The organism is Ferroacidibacillus organovorans (assembly GCF_001642725.1).
Taxonomy (GTDB): domain Bacteria; phylum Bacillota; class Bacilli; order Alicyclobacillales; family SLC66; genus Ferroacidibacillus; species Ferroacidibacillus organovorans.
Window position 1 is genome coordinate 30,327 of the sequence record NZ_LSUQ01000007.1, and the last position, 21,521, is coordinate 51,847.

General features: G+C 49.8%; 20 protein-coding genes. 16 read left to right on the plus strand and 4 right to left on the minus strand.

Translation table 11 applies throughout. From position 1 onward, the window contains the following. The first annotated feature begins 174 nt into the window (after window positions 1-174). Window positions 175-855 carry an SIR2 family NAD-dependent protein deacylase gene (locus AYW79_RS03855; protein ID WP_067561859.1) on the plus strand — a complete coding sequence of 227 codons (681 nt, stop codon included), beginning with the start codon at window positions 175-177 and terminating at the stop codon, window positions 853-855. Here the strand turns inward: AYW79_RS03855 and AYW79_RS03860 are convergent. Next, entirely contained in the window at window positions 842-1,147 is a 306-nt protein-coding gene (locus tag AYW79_RS03860) for a hypothetical protein (protein WP_067561861.1), read from the minus strand. The genes AYW79_RS03855 and AYW79_RS03860 overlap by 14 nt on opposite strands. 126 nt (window positions 1,148-1,273) lie before the next feature. Between AYW79_RS03860 and AYW79_RS03865 the strand changes: the two genes are divergently transcribed. Together AYW79_RS03865 and AYW79_RS03870 are read left to right on the plus strand one after the other, a co-directional pair. Next, entirely contained in the window at window positions 1,274-2,683 is a 1,410-nt protein-coding gene (locus AYW79_RS03865) for a leucyl aminopeptidase family protein (RefSeq protein WP_231877828.1), read from the plus strand. A gap of 266 nt (window positions 2,684-2,949) precedes the next feature. After that, entirely contained in the window at window positions 2,950-3,309 is a 360-nt protein-coding gene (locus AYW79_RS03870) for a hypothetical protein (protein ID WP_067561864.1), read from the plus strand. Here the strand turns inward: AYW79_RS03870 and AYW79_RS03875 are convergent. Further along, a complete protein-coding gene (locus tag AYW79_RS03875) occupies window positions 3,294-3,959 on the minus strand; it encodes a PrsW family intramembrane metalloprotease (RefSeq protein ID WP_067561867.1) in 666 nt (221 codons plus the stop codon). The genes AYW79_RS03870 and AYW79_RS03875 overlap by 16 nt on opposite strands. A gap of 83 nt (window positions 3,960-4,042) precedes the next feature. Between AYW79_RS03875 and AYW79_RS03880 the strand changes: the two genes are divergently transcribed. The 4 genes from AYW79_RS03880 (at window position 4,043) to AYW79_RS03895 (ending at window position 11,287) form a co-directional block, all read left to right on the plus strand. Continuing rightward, the gene (locus AYW79_RS03880; RefSeq protein WP_067561870.1) at window positions 4,043-4,834 is read left to right on the plus strand and encodes a DUF2797 domain-containing protein; all 792 of its coding nucleotides are present in this window, start codon (window positions 4,043-4,045) and stop codon (window positions 4,832-4,834) included. A gap of 383 nt (window positions 4,835-5,217) precedes the next feature. After that, complete coding sequence (locus tag AYW79_RS03885; protein WP_067561872.1) at window positions 5,218-5,499, plus strand: DUF1450 domain-containing protein; 282 nt, start codon at window positions 5,218-5,220, stop codon at window positions 5,497-5,499. Window positions 5,500-5,610: 111 nt separating this feature from the next. Next, entirely contained in the window at window positions 5,611-6,360 is a 750-nt protein-coding gene (locus tag AYW79_RS03890) for a S1C family serine protease (protein WP_231877829.1), read from the plus strand. Between the two features lie 385 nt (window positions 6,361-6,745). Further along, on the plus strand, window positions 6,746-11,287 hold the full coding sequence (locus AYW79_RS03895; protein WP_067561875.1) for a glutamate synthase-related protein: 4,542 nt from the start codon (window positions 6,746-6,748) through the stop codon (window positions 11,285-11,287). An 82-nt stretch (window positions 11,288-11,369) separates the two neighbouring features. Here the strand turns inward: AYW79_RS03895 and AYW79_RS15780 are convergent, their stop codons facing one another. Then, complete coding sequence (locus tag AYW79_RS15780) at window positions 11,370-11,732, minus strand: hypothetical protein (protein ID WP_179123068.1); 363 nt, start codon at window positions 11,730-11,732, stop codon at window positions 11,370-11,372. An 86-nt stretch (window positions 11,733-11,818) separates the two neighbouring features. Here AYW79_RS15780 and AYW79_RS15785 point away from each other — a divergent pair, with 86 nt between their 5' ends. From AYW79_RS15785 to folE, 3 genes are all read left to right on the plus strand, one after another. Then, entirely contained in the window at window positions 11,819-12,574 is a 756-nt protein-coding gene (locus tag AYW79_RS15785) for a class I SAM-dependent methyltransferase (protein ID WP_197460965.1), read from the plus strand. Between the two features lie 143 nt (window positions 12,575-12,717). Continuing rightward, complete coding sequence (locus AYW79_RS03910) at window positions 12,718-15,159, plus strand: transglycosylase domain-containing protein (protein WP_156493886.1); 2,442 nt, start codon at window positions 12,718-12,720, stop codon at window positions 15,157-15,159. A gap of 26 nt (window positions 15,160-15,185) precedes the next feature. Further along, complete coding sequence (folE, locus tag AYW79_RS03915) at window positions 15,186-15,752, plus strand: GTP cyclohydrolase I FolE (protein ID WP_067561887.1); 567 nt, start codon at window positions 15,186-15,188, stop codon at window positions 15,750-15,752. Window positions 15,753-15,822: 70 nt separating this feature from the next. Here folE and AYW79_RS03920 read toward each other — a convergent pair whose 3' ends face one another. Further along, entirely contained in the window at window positions 15,823-16,545 is a 723-nt protein-coding gene (locus AYW79_RS03920) for a metallophosphoesterase (RefSeq protein ID WP_079290295.1), read from the minus strand. 40 nt (window positions 16,546-16,585) lie between these two features. On the opposite strand from AYW79_RS03920, the gene AYW79_RS03925 reads away from it, so the two are divergent. The 6 genes from AYW79_RS03925 (at window position 16,586) to AYW79_RS03950 (ending at window position 21,456) form a co-directional block, all read left to right on the plus strand. After that, window positions 16,586-17,059: a SprT family protein gene (locus AYW79_RS03925; protein WP_067561892.1), complete on the plus strand. Its 474-nt coding sequence runs from the start codon at window positions 16,586-16,588 to the stop codon at window positions 17,057-17,059. A gap of 16 nt (window positions 17,060-17,075) precedes the next feature. Continuing rightward, complete coding sequence (locus AYW79_RS03930) at window positions 17,076-17,321, plus strand: hypothetical protein (RefSeq protein ID WP_067561895.1); 246 nt, start codon at window positions 17,076-17,078, stop codon at window positions 17,319-17,321. Continuing rightward, window positions 17,318-17,515 carry a hypothetical protein gene (locus tag AYW79_RS03935; protein WP_067561898.1) on the plus strand — a complete coding sequence of 66 codons (198 nt, stop codon included), beginning with the start codon at window positions 17,318-17,320 and terminating at the stop codon, window positions 17,513-17,515. Before AYW79_RS03930 ends, AYW79_RS03935 begins: the two co-directional genes overlap by 4 nt. After that, window positions 17,460-19,685, plus strand: coding sequence for an ATP-dependent helicase (locus AYW79_RS03940; protein WP_179123066.1), 2,226 nt, complete (start codon window positions 17,460-17,462; stop codon window positions 19,683-19,685). The genes AYW79_RS03935 and AYW79_RS03940 overlap by 56 nt, the downstream gene beginning before the upstream one ends. A gap of 21 nt (window positions 19,686-19,706) precedes the next feature. Then, window positions 19,707-20,702, plus strand: coding sequence for a substrate-binding domain-containing protein (locus AYW79_RS03945; protein WP_067561903.1), 996 nt, complete (start codon window positions 19,707-19,709; stop codon window positions 20,700-20,702). Window positions 20,703-20,868: 166 nt separating this feature from the next. Further along, window positions 20,869-21,456, plus strand: a complete 588-nt coding sequence (locus tag AYW79_RS03950) for an adaptor protein MecA (protein ID WP_067561906.1) — start codon at window positions 20,869-20,871, stop codon at window positions 21,454-21,456. Window positions 21,457-21,521: the final 65 nt, after the last annotated feature.

Below are 21,521 nucleotides of genomic sequence, written 5' to 3' on the forward strand. Positions count from 1 at the left end.
CAGCCGTCAGCTCTCTGAGAACAAAACCGTGGATTCATTTCCATCGACGTTTTAGGTTTGTGATTTTTGTGAGAATACTACACCTTGGGATGAAACGTCAAGCCTTCGAAGAATTCCCGGTAAAATTGACACAATTTAGAGGCTCTCTACGGAGGCGCAAAAGGAGTCACTCCAATGGAATACAACGTTCGCCACGTTCAGGATTTCCTTAAAAAAGCAACGCGAATTCTTGCCATTACAGGAGCCGGCATCAGTCGCGCGAGCGGACTGCCTGTGATGTCGAGTGAGTTTTATGGCATCCGACTCGAACATTTGTTTAGCCTTGAGCACGCCCAACGTCACCAAAATGAGTTTGAACGATATTATCGTAAAATGACAACAGAATTTTTACACGCAGAACCTAACGCGGCACATCGCACACTTGCCCGCCACGGTGTTCATGTCATCACGCAGAACATTGATGGACTCGATCGTCGCGCAGGAAACAAAAACGTCATCGAACTGCACGGCAACCTTCACGCGGTCCGTTGCAGAACGTGCGGATACCGTTTGCCTGTCTTTCAAATGACAGCAAGTACTTGGCAGTGCATGCGATGTCACGGCGCATTGTGGCCAGATGTCGTTCTCGAGGGGGAAGCCGTTTACGATCTTTGGAAAGCGGTTTGCCTCGCTTCGACGTGCAGTGCTGCATTAGTCGTTGGAACACGACTGGAAATGTCTCCCCTCGTCAAACTGCTGGCCATTCTACGCAGTCGACACGTTCCGATTTGGCAGATCAACGAAACGGCAGAACAGCTCGTGCCTATCCTTTTTCAGGCGAGAGAATTGGACGATGAGTGCGTTACGTTGGTGTAACACCTGTTTGCAGTGTGATTTTTTCAAGCACTCTTTCTGCAAAGTCAAAAGGCGTATCGGTGTCTCGGACCTCTTCTCGCATCAAAATTTCGACACATCCGTCAAACGCTGCTTTGGCGGATTCATACCCGGTAAATGTGAATGTGCCAGTCTCAAAGGCTTCCTCGGGGTCGTACACATACATCACATATCCTGCATCAGTTTCGTGAAGGTCAATGTCAAATGTTCTTAACTCGCCTTCAATCGATTTTGAAAGTACCGTGCGTTCAAGGAGGGTGCGGGCATTTCTCACAGTCGTTCACTCCGGAGTTTGACTTTTGTAATGAAGTGGAAATGAATTGCTCATTTCTCCACACCTTGAAGTATACTATACCTAGGGCATGTACAGCGCGGGAAACGCGAGAGGGAGTCAGCCAAGTTGAATATTCACCTATCGGGGCACAGCGCACAGCCAGCGGCCTGCCATATCGAACTGATTCATACAAATTCCTTTTCATCTTTATCAGCTCGCGGCGTCGCGAAACGTCACAGCACACGCCACAACATCTCCTTATTTCACGAACGTGATGCATCGCTGATCACCGTTGGGCTTGGCGATCCTTCAACGGTGGATGAAGAAACGCTGCGCGATGCCGCAGGACTGGCGATTCGCGCGGCTGCCAAAGAAGAGTGGGAAGATGTGTCGATCGGACTACCCCATCTCTTGGAGGCAGAGCGGGAGATCCATTGTCTGGTCGAAGGGGTGGCGCTTGGCGCGTATCGTTTTGACCGTTACCAATCCAAGAAAGACACGCACCTCGTAAAAACAGTGACGCTAATGGCGGATGAACGTCATGTTGCAACGCTTGCGCGCGCGCTCGCCTTTGTGCGGGGAACGATGCTTGCGCGCGATTTGGTCAATGAACCACCCAATCGCCTGCGACCGGCTACCTTAGCCGAGTTTGTCACACATCATTTCAGAGGAAGCAAAGCGGAAGTCACAGTACTAGCTGGCCAGCAACTGATCGATCAGCAGATGAACGGTCTGATCGCAGTCGGAAAAGGGAGTGAATACCCCCCGCGATTTATTCAAGTCACCTATGCAACCGACCCCACGCGACCGCTGATTGCGCTCGTAGGAAAAGGCGTGACCTTTGATACAGGAGGAATTTCGCTCAAAGGGGGGCGAGACATCTCCAATATGCGAATGGATATGGGCGGGGCAGGCGCCGTGATTGGCGCGCTTGATATTCTCATCCAGCTTGATCTACCGTGCAATGTTGTCGGATTGATCGCGGCGACGGAAAACATACCTGACGCGGGCTCGATGCTTCCGGGTGAATTGATTCAATATCGAAACGGCACATCTGTTCAAGTCGCAAATACGGATGCAGAGGGGCGACTTATTTTGGCGGACGCGCTCATCCGTGCACAAGAATTACATGCGAGTGAAGTGCTCGATATTGCAACGCTCACAGGATCTGCGGCGGCTGCGCTGGGCTCGCGCTATGCGGCAGTCTTTGGCGGCGACGACATCGTTTCAGGCGTAAAAGAGGCAGGGCTTCGGTCTGGCGATTATGTTTGGCAAATGCCTCTCCCGGAGAGTTATCGCGAGCAATTGAAGAGCGTTTATGCAGATCTTTCGAACATTGGTAAAGGGCAGGGTGGAGCGATTGTCGCGGCACTGTTTCTAAAGCAATTTGTCGCAGACGATCAAGCGTGGGCACATATCGACATGGCGGGCCCGATGGAGTCAGAAAAAACAGCCGGATATCGTCCACATGGAGCGACAGGCTATGGCGCCAGATTGCTTGCAGAGTACGTGTTAAAGCGAGTTGGGCATGCTTAAAACACGTGTCTCGAAGCGTCAGACATCCAAGAATCGTTTCTTCTGAGAAATAATTCCCAGAGCGATGATTTACGTGCCCCAAGAGTCGTGATATCTTGTATACTGATCAGAGAGCGCGAAACAACAGTGCTTTGCATGAGTTTACGTTTTCAAATCCGGTTGGTTTACCAAGGAAACGTATCCTCGTGGTTCGGAACGCGAAACGGACATGACCTTACGGCATGTCCGTTTCGCGTAGGAATTTTGCGTTGAAAGAGGAGAGAGCGATGAAATACGGTCTGATTCTTGACCCGAGTCGAAAAGCAAAGCCAGCCAAACAACTCTTTGAGTGGGTAAAAAAACTCAATCCCGAATCGCAGTTAAAAGACGTCGTCGTCATGGATTTCCCTGTCATCGCAGGCTTTGAGATTCCATTGCTTGAGCGCAATCGCGTTCTTTCGCTCGCTTTGCAGGATGAACATATGAGTCCATACTTCAAAACGGATATGAACCTCTTTCAGCTTCTGATGATGGATGAGTCGATTGCCATGAACATTTATCGCACAACAGATGGAACGCTTTTCCTTTTTGAAGGTTTGCCAGATGTACCTCAACCTTTTGGCGCGCACGGTCACGATCTTCGATAGTGAAGCTCGCGTTGTTTCTCAATCCGCAGTTCGTGCATCGCGTACGCCACAATGACCATGAGGTAAAAAGCGAGCGCTAGGTTCCAAACGTAGCCCTGCGACATGGCGAACGCATCGTAAAATCCATGCAAAAGCGCGGGGATGGCAAAAGCAGGCCAGCGACTTGCGCCAAAGAAACGTGCGCGCGCAAAACGTGAGCCCATGATGACTGCAAACACTGCGTGCGCGGGGACTGCCGTAAAAGCGCGGACAAACGCGGTGTCAATTCCAGAACTCGTGACATAGAGCACGTTTTCAACGGCAGCGAAGCCGAGGCCAATCGCACCTGCATACACAATTCCGTCATACGGTTCCTCAAAAAAGGGTTTGCGGTCGACAAGGCGCAAAAAACAGAGCGCTTTTAGTCCTTCTTCGACGACTCCGGCCACAAAAAAAGCGGAGATCATTGTATAAATGAACCCTTGTTGTGGATCAGGCGTCAGACTGTACAGATCGAGAAGGGTGCGTTCTGCGATTCCGGCAGGCAAGACGACGACCGCACCGACAAGAAAAAATCGAAAGACAAGCCCCGGCGGTTCGCGGTGTCGATCCAAGCGATAAAGAATAAAGAGAAATGCGAGCGCTGGCAATAATCCTGCGATGACCAACAACGTGGATCACTCCTTTGACGTAGTATGCTTCATTCACGGCTGACCATTTCGTAGCTCATAAAATTTGTGAAGGGGCGGTTTAAATGAATGGTTACATCAAACAACTGAACCACAGCGTAAACGACGATGAGGTTCAGTATTCCTTGCAATTAGGAGAAGAGACTGCGTCGGTCAACGCTTGGATTGGTCGCCGCATCCACATTCGATTTTTGGGAGAGCGGCACTGTATTGCGTGTGGGCGCGCCGTAAAGAAACTGTTTCAAAACGGGTATTGCTTCCCATGTGTCACTACACTTGCTGAAACGGATTTGTGCATTGTAAAACCGCATCAATGCCATTTTGCTCAGGGGACGTGCCGAGATGAGTCATTCGCGCAGACGCATTGTATGATTCCGCACACGGTGTATCTCTCCTTGAGCAGCCAAGCAAAAGTAGGAATCACGCGAATGGGACGCGAACTGCAGAGATGGGTTGATCAGGGCGCTGTTCAGGCGGTTGCGATTGCGCGAACACCGACGCGAATGCGTTCAGGAGAAATGGAAGTCGAAATTGCACAGAATATGCCTGACAAGACAGACTGGAGAAAAATGGTCAGAGGGGTTCATGAAGAGGTTGATCTTTTGCAATTGGCAGAGAAGGTAGCAGGGAATGTGTCGGAATCGTTTCAGTCTTATCTCTTAGATCAACATGTATTAAAGCGGTTTAACTACCCTGTCTTACCTGATGTAACCATCAAGGCGGTCTCTAAGAACATTGAAAAAGAAGAGGTAACATCCGATCTCATCGGCGTACGTGGGCAATACCTTCTTTTTAGTGACGGTGTTTTGAATGTCAAAAAATTCGCCGGTTACCACGTAGCGCTTGATGTATCATAACGCCACTATAAAGTGATTCTCCAAATAAAGCGGCAAAGAGCATTTTTTACTCTGTGATACATGAGCTCACACCTTAAGGGTACGCTATCCCTAAGAGTAAAATGGATCGTGTGAGGAGGGTGCGCATGACGTGGGTATATGAGGCACGGCTTTATGATTCGCGATCCGTGGCGAATTACGTGGCGATGTGCGTGCGTGATGATCAGGTTTTACGAGGATATCGCAAACCTTTAGTGCAAATTTATCGGACGAGAAAGGGGAACTTTGGTGTTCGCTACCAACCTCTGGCTTGAAGGAAACGTCAGTGCCTGACTTTCTCTGACTCGTTTCATAGAGTACAATAGAGGCGATCGATCCTGTCGTAAGAGGAGAGAATAGCGTCTATGGCATTCGCGGTTCAACTCACATTTTGTAAAAAAAACCTCGCGCTTTATAGCCAGAGTGTGCTTGAAGCGATTTCACACGATTATCCGGACGTGGAGATCGAATTGAAGGACTGCGCAGATGTTTGTGGCACGTGCACCGACATTCCATTTGCACTCCGCAATGGCGCACTCATTGGTGGAAGAGATCCGCGTGATCTATACAAAAAATTAGAGCGCGGAATGAGATTTTTATCCGAAGATAAACTCCCTGGGACAGCAGGATATGTTGAAGTAAAGTGACCTTCACACTGTAGACATTCCGCGATTTTACTGGTGACACAGGCATATATCCCACACCGAAACATCCACCTCGAATAGGATGACGTTAGTCAAACGTTCGAGGTGGTTTCTTTGCAGCGAAAAAAAGGATCAGCGTCAAGCGCGGCCAAAGGACTGCGGGCACGAACACCGCGCAACCTGCGGATGCCCGATTTTGTATCCATCGTCGATCAGTGTAAGGATGCAGTTGTCAATATTGAAGTTGCTCATGAACGCACGCGCAATCGGCAAATTCGCAGTCCATTTGGATTGCCGTTCGACATGTTTATCGAACAAGAACCGCGTGCGATGAACATCGGTACGGGTTTTATTTTTGATGAACGCGGCTACATTTTAACAAACGAACACGTCATTCACGGGGCTTCACGAGTTCACGTCAAAATGCGAAATCAAGATCGAAAGCTGATCGCTCAAGTTGTTGGAACAAATTATGAACATGATTTGGCTGTTCTTAAAGTCGATCTTCCAAAAACGATTCGCATTTTGCGTCTTGGAAAGTCAAAGGATGTGCAAGTTGGCGAGTGGGTAATGGCAGTCGGCAATCCGTTGGGGCTTGATCACTCTGTTACAGTTGGCATTATTAGCGCCAAAGAAAGGCCTATGCAGATTGGTGATCGCTCCTACCCACACCTTTTGCAGACAGACGCGGCAATCAACCGCGGCAATTCTGGCGGACCTCTGATCAGCCTGCGCGGTGAAGTGATTGGCATTAACACGGCTGTAAGTCAGAGTTCACAGGGAATCGGTTTTGCCATCGCGATTGATGTCGTACGCGATGCGCTTCCTGAAATGATGGGGAAGAGATACCGCCAGAGTGTTTGAGTCCTCGCGTGAAAACAATCGGTTCTATTTCCAAATTGGATTGTCACATAATAAGTCCAATTTGGATAGACCGATTTTCGGATTGATCACATTTAAGACAAATTTGAACGCGCAATCGCTTTCGGGGTAGCGTTATGAACATAAAGTGGATTGCATTCCTATGCAATGCACGCTATAGTAAAATTACAGAGGAAGTGCACCTAGGGATCCGGCCTGATGCATGTTTCGGGACAGGACCAAGCGGTGCAAGCGTGCTAATGCTACACCGTGAGTATAAAAGACTCGGCGGAGAGGTTCCCTGAAAAGGGCGTTTCTTCGCCTTTTGTATATCTAAATCAGATGGTTCAAATGGAGTTCGTCAGATTCAAGTAAAGGAGTCGATACCATGGCCTTTCTAGAGAGAGAAGAGCACGACGCGTGTGGGATTGTCGCTTGGGTAGAAAAAGGAGCACAACCGACGCGCGCGAATGTTGAACGAGTATTACGCGCACTTGATCAAATGAAGCACAGAGCCGGTTTTGTGGAAGAAGAAGGCGATGGCTCAGGCATTTTGGTGGATTTACCGCGCGCGATCTGGGTAAAAAAATTAGGCGGGGACGTTGTCGCGCGTCAGCTTGTCGCAAATCCTTTATTCGCCGTCGCGCACGTTTTACTTACGGATGAAATGAAATCGAGCGAAGGTACAGCAGTTGATGTTGAGACTGTCGCGCAAAACGTGCCGCTCATGGCGGAGGCTGCGGGCTTTTCACTTTGTAAGGTGGTCATTGACCCCGTCCACGCAGAGGCGCTAGGTCCGGGCGGGCGTAAAGAAGGAATTCACTTTCTCCAATTTGCATTTTTATACAACGACGCAACCGCTACAGCGGAACGAGTAGACGCTGCCTGTTATCGATTATTAAAGGAGATTGAAACGCAACTGAGAGTCCATGTGGCTTCTCTATCGTCTCAATCCACGGTGTATAAAATTCGCGGAGATAGCGACACACTTCGCGCTTATTACACGGATTTAAATGACGAGTCTTTTGTGAGTCGCATTACGATTGGACACAATCGCTATTCAACGAATACAACGACGTCTAGCGAGCGCGTTCAACCTTTCACACTGCTCGGTCACAATGGTGAATTGAACACGATTCATCGCTTGCGTGAGGAGTCGCGCATGGTCAACATTGAGACGGTCTCTGGAGGTAGTGATTCACAGGATCTCGACCGTTTTCTTGAAGGTCTGATTCACAACTATTCGTATTCACTCATCGAAGCCATGGAAATTGCGTTCCCGCCGATCATTCATGAAATCAAGCAAATGAGCCTACCACTTCAGGATCTCTACATGTATATTCGATCGCTGTTCGGTCCGTTTGCTCAAGGACCTGCAGGAATCGTATCGCGCCACGGGAGAGAAGCCGTGTTCTCTGTGGATGCGATGGGACTACGCCCGCTTTGGATGGTCGAGACAGACGCAAGCTTAATTTTTTCAAGTGAACAGGGCGTTGTTTCACTTTCTGAAATGATTCACGATCCGCGCCCCCTCTCGCCAGGAGAGAAGATTTATCTCGAATTGCCGCCTGGGGAACCGACGATTGTGCACGCGTATCCAGATGCTCAGCATTTGGTGCATGCCCGTATGCGTGAACGTCATGAGATAAAGGGCTACGGCCAAGGCGTGTCGTTTCACGGACCACTGGTTTGGGGTGATACGCACTTGACGCCAAACCGCGCTACGGACGGAACGCGTGAAGCGCGAATGGCTGTGTTCGGCTGGGATCAGGAAGATGTGCGCAATTTAGAGGCGCAGACGGCGAATGGGGCGGAGCCGATTCGCTCGCTCGGATTTGATGGACCGCTCGCCGCTTTGTCAGCGGAACGTCAGAATCTGAGCGACTATTTGAAAGAAACCGTCGCGGTGGTGACCAATCCAGCTGTTGATCGCGAGCGAGAGATTGAACATTTTTCAACGCGTGTCGTGCTCGGCGGTCGGCCACATATCGATGGTTCATCGAAACATTTACTGCACCTGGAACTGCAGAGCCCGCTGTTGTTGGGCGGACACAGTTTGCCTGAAGCAGACCGCTATCGCGCGCTCGCAACGAAAGTCGGCACCCAACTCTATGAAGATGTCATTCGCTACTTCATGAGGGATGATGATGCACTGTGCGAAATTTATCCGCAGCTATTGCCGTCTGAAACAATCGAAGATGCTCTTGTGAGAATCGCAGAAGAAGTCGAGCAAGGTGTGCTGCGCGGCGCTCGTCTCTTTGTGCTTGATGATCGATTCTCTTTTGATGACGGTGGCACGTTTATCGATCCGGCACTTGCTGTCGCTAAGACGCATCGCGTGCTGCGTGAACTCGTCGTTGAAGGGCTGAGTGCAAGGCGGAGTGCCAGTGTGATTGTTCGCACAGGCGCTGTGCGAAACTTGCACGATGTGATGGTTCTGGCCGGACTTGGCGCCGATGCGATCTGTCCCTACCTCTATATGGAGACAGCCTATGAGGTGGATGGGTGGAAGGGGATCGAGAACGTATACGCTGCACTTACCAAAGGTGTAGAAAAGGTGTTGTCAACGCTTGGCATTCACGAATTGCGCGGGTATGATCGGTTGTTCAGCGCAATCGGCCTTTCTGAGACAATCGCCGACCTTCTGGAAATTCGCACTTTTTTTGGTGCGGGCTCAGGTGCAGATTTGATCTTCTTTGCGGATGTTGCGCGCGAACGCGCATTGCTGCTAAAGCAACCCAAAGCTTCCGTTGCTCGTCCCTATCAATTGTGGCCGCGCATCTGGAAATCGGCTGGGGACGTCGCAGGCGGTACGCTCTCGTTTGAAGAATATTCGGCCAAACTACGTGAACTCGAGATAAAGCAGCCAATCTCTCTTCGCCATGTGCTCGACATCGTTCCACAGTCGAATAAACCATCTCCTGATACCGTCGATCTATCTGTAGGCGATCACTCTCTTCCTTTTTTGATCAGTTCGATGTCGTTTGGTTCACAGAGCGAGATTGCATTTCGCTCCTACGCCGAGGCGGCAAAGCGACTTGATATGCTCTCACTGAATGGCGAAGGTGGGGAGATCAAGGACATGCTCGGCAAATACGCAAAACATCGGGGACATCAGATTGCATCTGGACGATTCGGCGTCAACGCGGAGTTGTGTAATTCAGTGGATCTCCTGGAGATTAAAATCGGACAGGGAGCAAAGCCTGGTGAAGGCGGTCATTTGCCTGGTTCAAAGGTCTCGGTAAAGGTTGCTGCCGCAAGAAATGCGCGCCAAGGAACCGACCTCATTTCACCTTCGAACAATCACGATATTTATTCGATTGAAGATCTCGCTCAAATGATCGATGAGTTAAAGACGGTAAATTCGCGCGCAAAAGTATCTGTCAAAGTGCCTGTTGTTCCAGGAATTGGAACCATTGCGGTAGGCATTGCAAAAGCTGGCGCTGACATCATTACGCTGAGTGGTTTTGACGGTGGAACAGGAGCTGCGCGCGCGCACGCATTGAAACATGTAGGTTTGCCAGTTGAAATCGGTGTGAAGTTGGCGCACGAGGCGCTTTTGGATGCGGGATTGCGCGAGCTCGTTGAACTCTGGGCAGACGGCGGGATGAAAAACGGGTACGATGTTGTGAAAATGGTGTTGCTTGGCGCAAATCGAGTAGGATTCGGAACGATGGCGATGGTGGCCGTCGGGTGCACCAGTTGTCGCGCATGTCACAAAGATACGTGTCACGTGGGAATCGCCACGCAAATTGAAACGGTTGAACAAGCAACTGCACACGGATTGAAAGCTTTTGTCCCGCGCGAATTCGATCTGGCTGTGGCAAATCTTGAGCGTTTCTTCGGCGGGTTGGCTCAAGAAGTGCGGCACGTTGCCGCGCAGCTTGGCGCGACGTCGCTTCAAGCTCTGGTTGGTAAATCAGAATACCTGCAGCAAGCGAGATGCCACGACCGCGTAGATCTGCACGATTTGATTCAACACCATGTCGCCGTAACGTATCAATATAAGAAAATCGCCGTTCGACCGAGTAGCGTGAGCCGTCAATCCATTACGGCTCAGCTCGGACAACAAGCGTTGACTGCCATGGCGGCAGGAAGTGAGTCATTACAATTCGGCGCGGATCACGTGAACTCTGGCGAACGGATCATTGGCGGCATGCTCTCTGGATCCGTTGTGCGCACAGAGATTCGCGAGCGAAAGCAAGGTCTGACACGTGCATCCGTAGGTCTGCTCGCCGGGTCGGTTGCCGGCAATGGATTTGCCGCGTATAACGCCACGGGCATTCATCTGCGTGTTGAAGGTGGTGCACAAGACGGCGTTGGTAAAGGCGCACTTGGCGGCAAGGTCATCATTTTAAAAGGGCTTAACGAGCGCGGACGACGGGTAAATGGAAGTGTCGGCAAAGGATTGGCGTATGGCGCTCAACGCGGATTGTTTATCGTTCAGGGAAATGCGGATGCGCGCGCCGGCATTCGCTTGTCAGGCGCAGACCTTATTATCGGTGGCGAGGTTGAGACTCCAATTGATGATAGTAAGGGTTATCTTGCGAGCCGCGCAAACGTAAAAGGTTTTGCTTTTGAATACATGACTGGCGGAAGGGCGCTTGTCATGGGGGATCCGGGACCGTGGATTTGTTCTGGAATGACCGGTGGTTTTGTTTATTTACGCATCGATTTCGAAATGGGATTGACGCCTGAAGTCATTCGTCGCCGGATTGCAAAAGGTGCAAAAGTATCCTTAACGCATTTGCATCCTGGGGGAATTCTTGATGTACAGGAATTGCTCGGTCACTATCAAAAAGAACTGATTCGCTCTGGTCAACAGGATGCAGCCGAAAAACTGCAACCGCTGATGCAAAGCCCTGACGATCATTTCATGGTGATTCGTCCCGGCGCGGAACTTACAGACCAGGATATTGCGACGGAATAACCAATCATTGTAAAACCATAGCAATGAAAAAAGGATTGCCGAAATTTCGTGGCAATCCTTTTTTTGATGTACGAAAAAAAGATTACATCGTATAGACGCTGGACCCCAGAAAGTGAAACCTTTGAGGGTGTTTTTCATATAATGCTCGGAGTGTCGCTGCGACCGATGCATCACGCAAGGAGAGCGCTTCGCGAAGGTTTGATAAATCTTCGAAACGATAGATGGAACCGCGGAATTCCACACCGTTTAGCAACTCATCAATCGAGTATTTCAGTGCTGCGGCGCGCAGTACATTGTGGCGTGCAGCTTCGCTGTAGATGCGGTAGTGTCGCTCTTCATCAATCATGCATATTCCTTCCGGCGAGAAGAAGAGATCGCCAGCTGGCTCAACCCATATCAGATAAAGTTGAAAAGGTACTTGGATTCCATTTGTTGGTTTACGCATCGATCGGTGTCCTTCTTTCTGCATGGCACTACGGTCAGACAGACTATACCGTCTCTAGGATATCCATCGCAAGGGATGCGATGAAAGTGAACCATGTGAAAGGCGTGTTATCTTTGGACTATCATGATGCTCTAGCGCATCTGGGAATTTCAAGCGCACACCCAGGCGGCTATCAAATGACGGAAGTCGTGTTTCATGAGCTTGAAAAACGCGGAGTGCCCCTTCATCCATCTTCTCGTGTGCTTGAGGCGGGCTGTGGAACAGGGCAAACTTCGTGTGAAATGGCACGTCGTTTTGGATGCCAAGTTACCGGAGTAGACTTGCGAAAACCGATGATCGAGCGTGCGCAGGAACGCGCTAAACGAGAAGGGGTATCTGTTCGTTTTTATCAGATAAAACCTGGCCTATTACCATTTTCTGATCATTCTTTTGATCTTGTTTTGGCTGAATCAGTCGCCGTCTTTAATCCGCTGTTGCCACTTCTAAGGGAGTGGCGTCGGGTTCTTGCACCGCACGGTTCGCTCATTGATCTCGAGATGGCTGCAAGTTTCACGCTTCCTGATGATGCCCGGCGCGCATTCCAGCGATTGTACGGAGCCGTTCAAGTCCCCACCCTAAAAGGGTGGAAAGAAGCATACGAAACCGTAGGTTTTACCGATGTTCAGATGGTGCGCTCTGGCGCGATCCGCGGGTTACACGCTCCTCTTGCAATTCCTAACGTAACGACGCTTACACCGACAACCTACACAAAAGAAATCATGGCCATCGTTCAAGAAAATCAAAAGGTGATGATGACCTACGATCGATGGTTGTCGTACGCTATGATTCTCGCACGCGATTAAACTCTTACACGATGCGTGAGCGCGGATAAAGATCGCAAATTTCGCCAGAAACATGTACAATACATGCGAGGTGATCGATTTTGCGATCCAATGGGAAGCCGACCAAACCTGCCGGCCCACCTGTAAAAAAGAAAAAACGTCGCATGTCATTGAGAAAAAAAATTCTGATCAGCGCTTCCATCGCTGTCGGTTTTACTGCCCTGGCGACGGGTGGAATTGTCTTTGTTTTGACTACGGCAAACTTTAATCCTGCAAAGGTTGATCAAGGTGCAACAAGCCCAACGATCGTATACGATCGATTTGGCCACGTCGCCTTTACGATTAATCCATCGGGTACGCGACGCGTCAATTTATCACAGATTCCTAAAATGTTACAAGATGCGCTGATCGCAACCGAAGACATCCGTTTCTATCAAAATCACGGATTCGATTTGCGCTCTACGTTCCGCTCACTTGTACAGGATATCCTTCATCGCGGGTCTCTTCAGGGTGCGAGCACGATTACGGAGCAACTCGCGAAAATGGTCTATCTCACAGATAACCAGTCGATTAAATACAAGATTCAAGAGATTATTCTTGGCGTTGAGCTTAGTCGCTACTACACCAAGAATCAAATTCTCGACATGTATTTCAACACGGCTAATTTCAACGGAGCGACACCGGGAATTGAAAATGCGGCACAGATTTATTTTCAAAAAAATGTGTGGCAACTCAATCTTCCACAGTGTGCGCTCTTAGCCGGATTGCCACAAGCGCCTACACAGTATGATCCGTTTTTACACCCGCATGCTGCGATGGCGCGCCGGAACATCGTTTTGGGACAGTTGCTAAAGTACCACTTCATTTCGCAAGCGACGTACGCCAAGGCGATTCAATCTCCGCTTGATTTGGCGAAAAATCCAGGCGCTGTTGCGGACGGCGTTCCTCCACAATACGCGTCGTATCGTGATTATTTGTATGAAGAAGCCAATAAAATTGGCATTGGTGCGCGTGCGCTTCAACAAGGTGGGTATAAGATCTACACCAATCTCTCCCCACAGTTACAGATGGCTGCCTATCAGCAGTTTAATAACAACGCGTATTTTCCGCCAAACATGAATGGAAATGTTGCACAGGGCGGGGCTGCCTTTCTCGATCCAAAAACGGGTGGACTCCTCGCGATTATGAGTAGCAGACCGTCAACGTATCAGTACGAAGGCTTTGACTACGCGACGCAGACACAGCGGTCACCCGGATCGTCGATCAAACCATTGGTCGTGTATGGCCCGGCGATCGATACTGGTAAATACAATGCAAATTCGCTCCTGTATGACGGTCCGCTCAATATCGGTGGGTATCAGCCGCAAGATTGGGAGTCGCATCCTACCATTAATCAACATGTGACGATGCGCGACGCGCTTGCGATGTCATGGAACATCCCTGCCGTTTGGCTTTTGCAACAGATCGGAATCTCAACAGGTTTGACATTCGCTGAGCGGGCAGGACTGCATTTTCAACCGCAAGATTTTTTGCATCTCGATGTTGCGCTCGGTGATATTCATCCAGGGACGAACCCATTACAGATGGCGGAAGCCTATACATCATTTGACAACAATGGTCAGAGAATTCCCGCACATGCGATTGAACGCATCGTCAACGCGCAAGGGTTGACCGTTTATCAAGCGCAAAGTGTACCGATTCAGGTGATGAAGCCGTCGACTGCATCACAGATCGTAGGACTTTTACAGAATAACGTTGTCAATGGAATCGCTCACCTTGCAGGCGTTGCCGGACGTCACGTGGCAGGAAAAACGGGTTCGGTTGCATTCTTGCCTCCGGGATACACCTATTCACCAGGTGATAGTGACCTGTGGTTCTGTGGATTTACACCGAATGTCGTGGGATCCATTTGGGAAGGCTTTCCTAATACCTCACTTCAAGCATACATTCCAAACTGGGTTGGCGGAAGCGCTTTGCCGGCGGAACTTTTTAGCGCGATCATGACGCAGGGGCTCTCTGGTACGCCAGCAGGTTCGTTTACCACTCCGGTAAACACGTCAAGCACAGCACCGCTCATGACGTTGACTGGACTTACAGGGTCGTACAGTGCAACTCAAAACGGAATTTCACTTTCGTGGAATCCGCTTAACGGCTCCGTATACTATCTCGTGTTCCGTGGCGGCCCAAGCGATCGGAATTTGTATTATAATCGTTCAATTGGAAAAACGACGTCGCCGAGTTATGTCGATCCGATTCACGTTCTCGGGGGCCACACCTATCAGGTGGTCGCATTTAATGCGTTGACAGATCACGAGATTGCCGTTTCGCCAGAGATCGAGGTGCAAATTACTCCGTCCTCATTCGCGGGTTCGGGCACGACGACGCCCGGTTCAGGCACGACGACATCCGGTTCAGGCACGACGACACCCGGTTCAGGTACGACGACACCCGGTTCAGGTACGACGACACCCGGTTCAGGTACGACGACACCCGGTTCAGGTACGACGACATCCAGCTCGGGCCCTACAAGCACGGTGATTCCAGGGACTTCGACACCCGTAGCACCGCCAGCCGCATCACTCAAACCGCCTCCGCAAGGCGAGTAGATTCAGACGTAGAAAGGAATTTTACTATGGCGCATGTAGATCAGGAAAAAATTCAGGCCGCTGTTCGCATGATCCTTGAGGCCGTTGGCGAAAATCCAGATCGTGAAGGTTTGCTCGAGACACCCGCTCGCGTTGGAAGGCTTTACGCAGAAGTATTTGCAGGTCTTCACCAAGACCCGCGCGAACAACTTCAAACGATTTTTAATGAGGATCACAACGAACTTGTACTTGTCAAAGACATCACGTTTTACAGCATGTGTGAGCATCACCTTGTTCCCTTTTTCGGTAAAGCGCACGTTGCCTACATCCCACAAGGTGCCAAGATTACAGGACTCTCAAAGCTTGCGCGACTGGTTGAAAGTGCTGCGCGACGTCCACAACTCCAAGAACGTTTGACTGCGACGGTAGCAGATTCACTTGTCGATCAGCTTGATCCACTGGGCGTTGCCGTCATGGTGGAGGCTGAGCACATGTGTATGGCCATGCGCGGCGTAAACAAACCGGGCACAAAAACACTTACGACAGCTGTCCGCGGCGCATTCTTGGAAGATTCGCATCGGCGCGCAGAAGTGTTTCAAATGATGAGACAGTAGGGAATGGGTCGATGAATTCACACATCAAAGCGTGAAGCCAAAAGGCGCAGAATAACGTCTGCGCCTTTTGTCATGGAGAGTGAAATGCGAGTTGCAGTGGGGAAAATTTTAAAAAGTCTGCGGCGACCAAATGGTAATCGACATTGCGGACGATGCCTTCAACGCGCGTTTGGTGGGCGTTACCGTGTAAATGACCATATACGCAGAGTTTCACATTGTATGCTTCAAGCAGCTTGCTAAACTCTGATTCGCGCACGTGACGAGTGATTGGCGGATAATGCATCATCGCGATAAGCGGTTTGTCCATTTTTTTCCCCGCTTCCAAAGAGAGTCGCAATCGCTCCACTTCACGTCTGTAGATGGTGTGATCCTCTGCCGTCATTTTAGAGTGGGGCAAATCCCAACCACGCGTTCCAACGATGGTGACATAAGCAAGAGGAATTGCATTGTTTTGCAAGACAGAAAAATCAGATCCGGCTAATTTTTCTACTTTTCGTTTCGTACTCCACCAATAGTCATGGTTTCCGCGGAGCAGGATTTTTCGCCCCGGGAGTGACGTGAGAAATGCAAAATCGGGTAGCGCCTCATTTTCACGCATGGCCCATGAGATATCTCCGGGGATCAAAACGACATCCTCGTCAGCGATTTGTTCGCGCCATGCGCGTTCAATGCGTTCTGCATGCCGTTCCCACGTAGCCCCAAAAACATCCATCGGTTTGTTGGTGCCAAACGATAAATGGAGATCGGCAATGGCAAAGAGTGAAATAAGCCCTTGCCTCCTTTTTCTTGAGATTGTACCATGTTTTTATTGAATTGCTGAGGAGTTATTGCTGATGGAAGGACTTCCACGCACTGACGCCGAATTGAAATCCATGGTGTGTATGATATCCATGCGCGATTTTCATCTTCCGTTTTCGCACGATTGTCGCTTTAACGCACGACTGCGCAGTACAGGTGGAAGATACATCCTTTCCACCCACAACGTGGAGATCAATCCGAGCTACGCACATCGCTTTGGAATCGAAGAATTGATTCGTGTGATTCGCCACGAGTTGGTTCACTATCATCTTCATTTGGCTGGTCGCGGATATCGACACCAAGATCGGGATTTTAAAGAGTTACTCTCCCGCGTTGACGGTGCGCGCTATGCCAGAGCGCACCGCGTTACACCACTTACAACGCGGTACGCATATCGCTGTACGGCGTGTGGCGCCAATTACGTACGCAAGCGAAAACTGGATACATCGCGCTATGCGTGTGGAAGTTGCCGCGGAAAATTAGAAATGATTGCGATAAAAAATACGTAAGGAGGATGTTTTTAGGATGGAAGAACAATTGATAAAAGGAATTCAATCATCGCTGGATTTACTTCGTGAATGTGAAAAAGAAACGGCTGTCACCGTTTCCGATACACAACTGTCAGAGATGGTCATGCGACTTTTTAGAAATGAGGATATGGAAGGGCTTGAGCGATTGATGCAGATGAAAAAGGTGGAGCGTCAATTTGTCGATGAACTTCAGGCGTTTGTCATGCGGTGGTCCAATCGACTGGAGGCGCTCCATGCATGACCCTTCGGATGGAGCGCGTCTCGCGCATTGTCGGCGCATGGAACGACCAGCTTCAGCTCTTGGAAGGATCTGCAGTCGAACATTTTCGCGCACAGGATTTGGAGAAGATCGGACGTTTAGTTGAGGAGAAACGAACGCTTGAGCGACGAATTGAGCGCGTGCAAGCGTTTATCGAGGCGTGGCGAAGTGAGTGACGAATCGTTTTTTGCGGAACTCAAGGGCAAGGGAATTGATATCACCGAAACGCAAAAGTCGGCGATAAGACACCCTTCAGGTGCTCTCGCTCTCTTTGCGGGTCCTGGCAGTGGAAAAACGACTGTGATTACGCTGCGCGCAGCTTATCTTGTCCGCGTGCTTAACGAAGATCCAAATTCCATCTCTATTTTCACGTTTACAAAAAAGAGCGCTGACGAACTCACACGACGTCTCCAACAGATTCATCCGACGCTTAAAAGCGTGCAGACTGGGACGTTTCACGCACTGTATTTGAAATGGCTTTTGCGTGAAGCGAAAGAGCGACGCGAACTTCTTACAGGGTATGCGCAGCGCGGTGTCGTGCGATCTATTCTGCAATCCCTTCGCGAACCTTTTCACGATGATCAAGTCACTGCAATTTTGCAAGCGATCACCGTTTTGAAAAATCAAATGGTTGAACCTGTAAACGCCAAGGATCACCTGGATACACGAGACGTCCCTGCGAGTACGGCAACTGTGTATCAGCAGTATGAATCTTACAAAAAGGAAAATAACGTGTGGGATTTTGACGATATTCTCATGGTGATGAATGAGCGTCTGCATTCACAGCCTTCTTTTTACACATCGTGTACGGACAGCATTCGTCATATCATGGTGGATGAGTTTCAGGATACGAGCCGCATTCAATGGAATTCACTTTTAAAATTGGCGTCTAAAACGGTCAGTTTTATGGTGGTAGGGGATGACGACCAGTCGATTTATGCATTTCGTGGAGCGGAGCCAGGACTCATGAAAACGTTCGTTCACGCACGCCCCCATGTGCGTGAACTCGTGCTCTCCGAAAATTTCCGCTCACTTGATCCGATCATTCGCACGGCGAGTCGTTTGATTCAAATGAATGAAGATCGAAAACCGAAGTTGATGCGCGGGGTTCGCGGTACTGGAGAACGTGTGCGTGTATTGCGCGCAAAAAACGCAATGGAAGAGGGCAGGGTAATCGCGACGGCGATTGCCAAAATCCACGCACGCGACCCACTGCGTACCGTAGGCATCCTTGCGCGTTCCCATCACCATCTGTATCTTGTATCTGAGCAGCTAAGAACACAGGGAATCGCACTGGTTGAGGATTTAGGAAAAAACCTGTATACAGAATCTGTGGTCGCGTCCTATTTGGCGCTTTTTCGTGTCTCGTGTGGTGATTTTCGCGTTCGTGAGGAAGCATTTCGCTTTTACTTAAAACTGTTAGAACCACGTGTCGCGCGCGAACAGGCAGGACTTTTGGGCGGACGGGCTGCGCTGTACCAGCATATGGCAGGAACTCCAACTACGCTTGCATTTGATGCGTTTGTAAAAAATATGGCCGTCCAAACGCCACTTGATGCGGTTCGCTTACTTACAAAGCATTATGAAGCCTATACAGTACGTTTGGAGCATGCGCGGAGAACCCCTTCTCAGGAAGCGCGTCAAGCGTTACAATTGTTGGAAGATCGCGTTGCAGGTTTACCTGACCTGAAAACGTTTATCCTTGAAGTAGACCGATTCTCGCAGAAGGACGAGCAGGGGTTGTCTAAGGCGCAAGTACGTGTGATGACATTTCACGGTGCGAAGGGGTTGGAGTTTGACGATGTTATCTTGGCGGGGGTTTATGACGGCGCCGTTCCACACGCGCGTGCGCTGACAGGCGAACGCAAAGCAAGACGCGTGCTTTTAGAAGAAGAACGTCGACTCTTCTATGTGGCGCTTACCCGCGCACGCGATCGCTTGTTTGTCGTGTATCCTGCGTCAACGGCAAATGCGGATCGTGAGCCATCCCCTTTTTTGTTCGATGCAGGATTACTTTCGAGAAAAGATGAGAATCGAAAATCAATTCACACAAAGGATCGCGAGAAACAGGTGCGCGTAAAGAGCGACCGCCAGATTGTGACGCGGCATGACAAACGATCGACGGTCGTGAGAAAGGCTGCGTTTCATACGCCAATTCCAGTAACCGCTGATCAATTGCCAAAGCGCGGAGAACCGATCCATCACGAAGTCTTTGGAGAAGGCGTTGTTCTCTCGATTGATCCTTTTCCGAATGGTCACAAAGTTGCCATTCAGTTTAAGGAAAGCGATGTTCGCCATTTATTTTGGGAAGTGGCGCTTTCTGAAGGACATGTACGAAAACCTTAGTGAGAGTGTGGCGATTTCTACATGAGCGCAACCATCTATGACGTGGCGCGCGAAGCTGGAGTATCGATGGCTACCGTTTCTCGAGTGCTCAATGAGACGGCTGTCGTAAAAGATGAGACAAAAAAACGCGTGCTCGATGCAATCGCAAAACTTTCATATCGTCCGAACGCTGTAGCAAGGGGGCTTGCCAGCAAACGGACCAAAACCATCGGTGTCATCGTGCCGGATGTGTCGGCTGCATTTATGGCAGAGCTCGTACGCGGGATTGAAGACGTGGCGCGCATGTATCATTACCACATTATTCTTTGCAATTCGGATGGACTTCTCGCGCGCGAAGTCGATTTGATCGGAACGATGTGGGAAAAACAGGTTGACGGAATCATTTTTATGTCCCCTGCGCTGCTGACGGAGCATGTGAATACATTTGAAGAGGCGCAAATTCCAATCGTCCTTTGTCGCACAGATGACCCTGAGGGTCGCATTCCGTCTGTCAACATTGACAATTCTGGCGCATCCATTGACGCAGTGAGATACCTTCACAAAAAGGGACGTAACAAGATCGCCTTTTTAGGGTCGATCCATCATGAAGGGACGCTTACGAGTGAACGCCGGCGCGGGTATGTTGCGGAAATGGAAAACCGCAAACTTACCCCAATCTTTATTGACACGGCGCGCGAAGAGTATCAGGACGCGCTTTTGGCGGTGCGCACGCACGTCACGATGGAGCCGATCGACGCGATACTCGCGGCGAATGACGAAATGGCCATCGCGGCAATCCACGCGATCCTCGACGAGAAAAAGAGTGTCCCAAAAGATATCGCGGTCGTCGGTTTTGACAACACCAAATTATCGATGATGGCGCGACCTGAATTGACCACGATTGCTCAACCGATGTACGATTATGGTGCAGTCGCAATGCGCTTTATGACAAAATTATTGCTAGATGAACCGATTTCAACCTTTCGCGTCGTGTTGCCTCATCAAATTCTGGAACACGCTTCCTCGGCAGACGTGTAAGGCATCCTTGATGTCTGGATTTTCATGAATCGACCAGAAACACGCAACGATTGAGGTGGCAACTTTTCGATCGGTTGAGTATCATGTCTATATGCTCGCGTGACGTTGCGTTGCTCCCTACAGCGTTTCAGTAGAATGCAAGGACAGCGAAGGAGATGAAGACGAGATGCGGGTTGAAAAGATTGCAAAAAATAAGATCCGGATCTTTGTCAGTTACGAAGATCTCGCGTCGCGGGGCATTGAACGGGATGAGATGTTCCAAAACGGCAAGAAGGTACAGGAATTATTTTGGGATATGATGGAAGTTGCGTATGCAGAAGTGGGTTTTGAAATGATTGGCCCGATTGCCGTAGAGGCGTTTACAATGCCTTCGGAAGGTGTGGTCATCATCGTGACACAAGTTCCATCACTCCCTGTGCCGGGATCACTCTCTGAACTCACGGATGAACCTGAGATGGAGCGCGACCCATACGATTCCTTTGTCTTTTCGTTCGCGGATTTCGAGGATGTCGTCCGTGTTGGAAAGGCATTGGCGCAAATTGAGGATCTCGACTGCAGATTGTATGTCTATCGCAAAACGTACCATGTATTTTTTCCAGATGATTCGCTATCGGAACGTGTTTATGACACGGTTTGGTCTATTCTTCACGAGTACGGGGAATTGGTGAATGTTACGCGCGCAATGCTAGATGAGTATGGAACACTGGTCTCAGAGCATGCGCTTGATATGCTTCGCACTTTCTTTGAATTGTAAAATGATTCTTTGATTCGGTAACCACACTCACGCATCGATCATAGAGATGGTGCAACACATGAAGA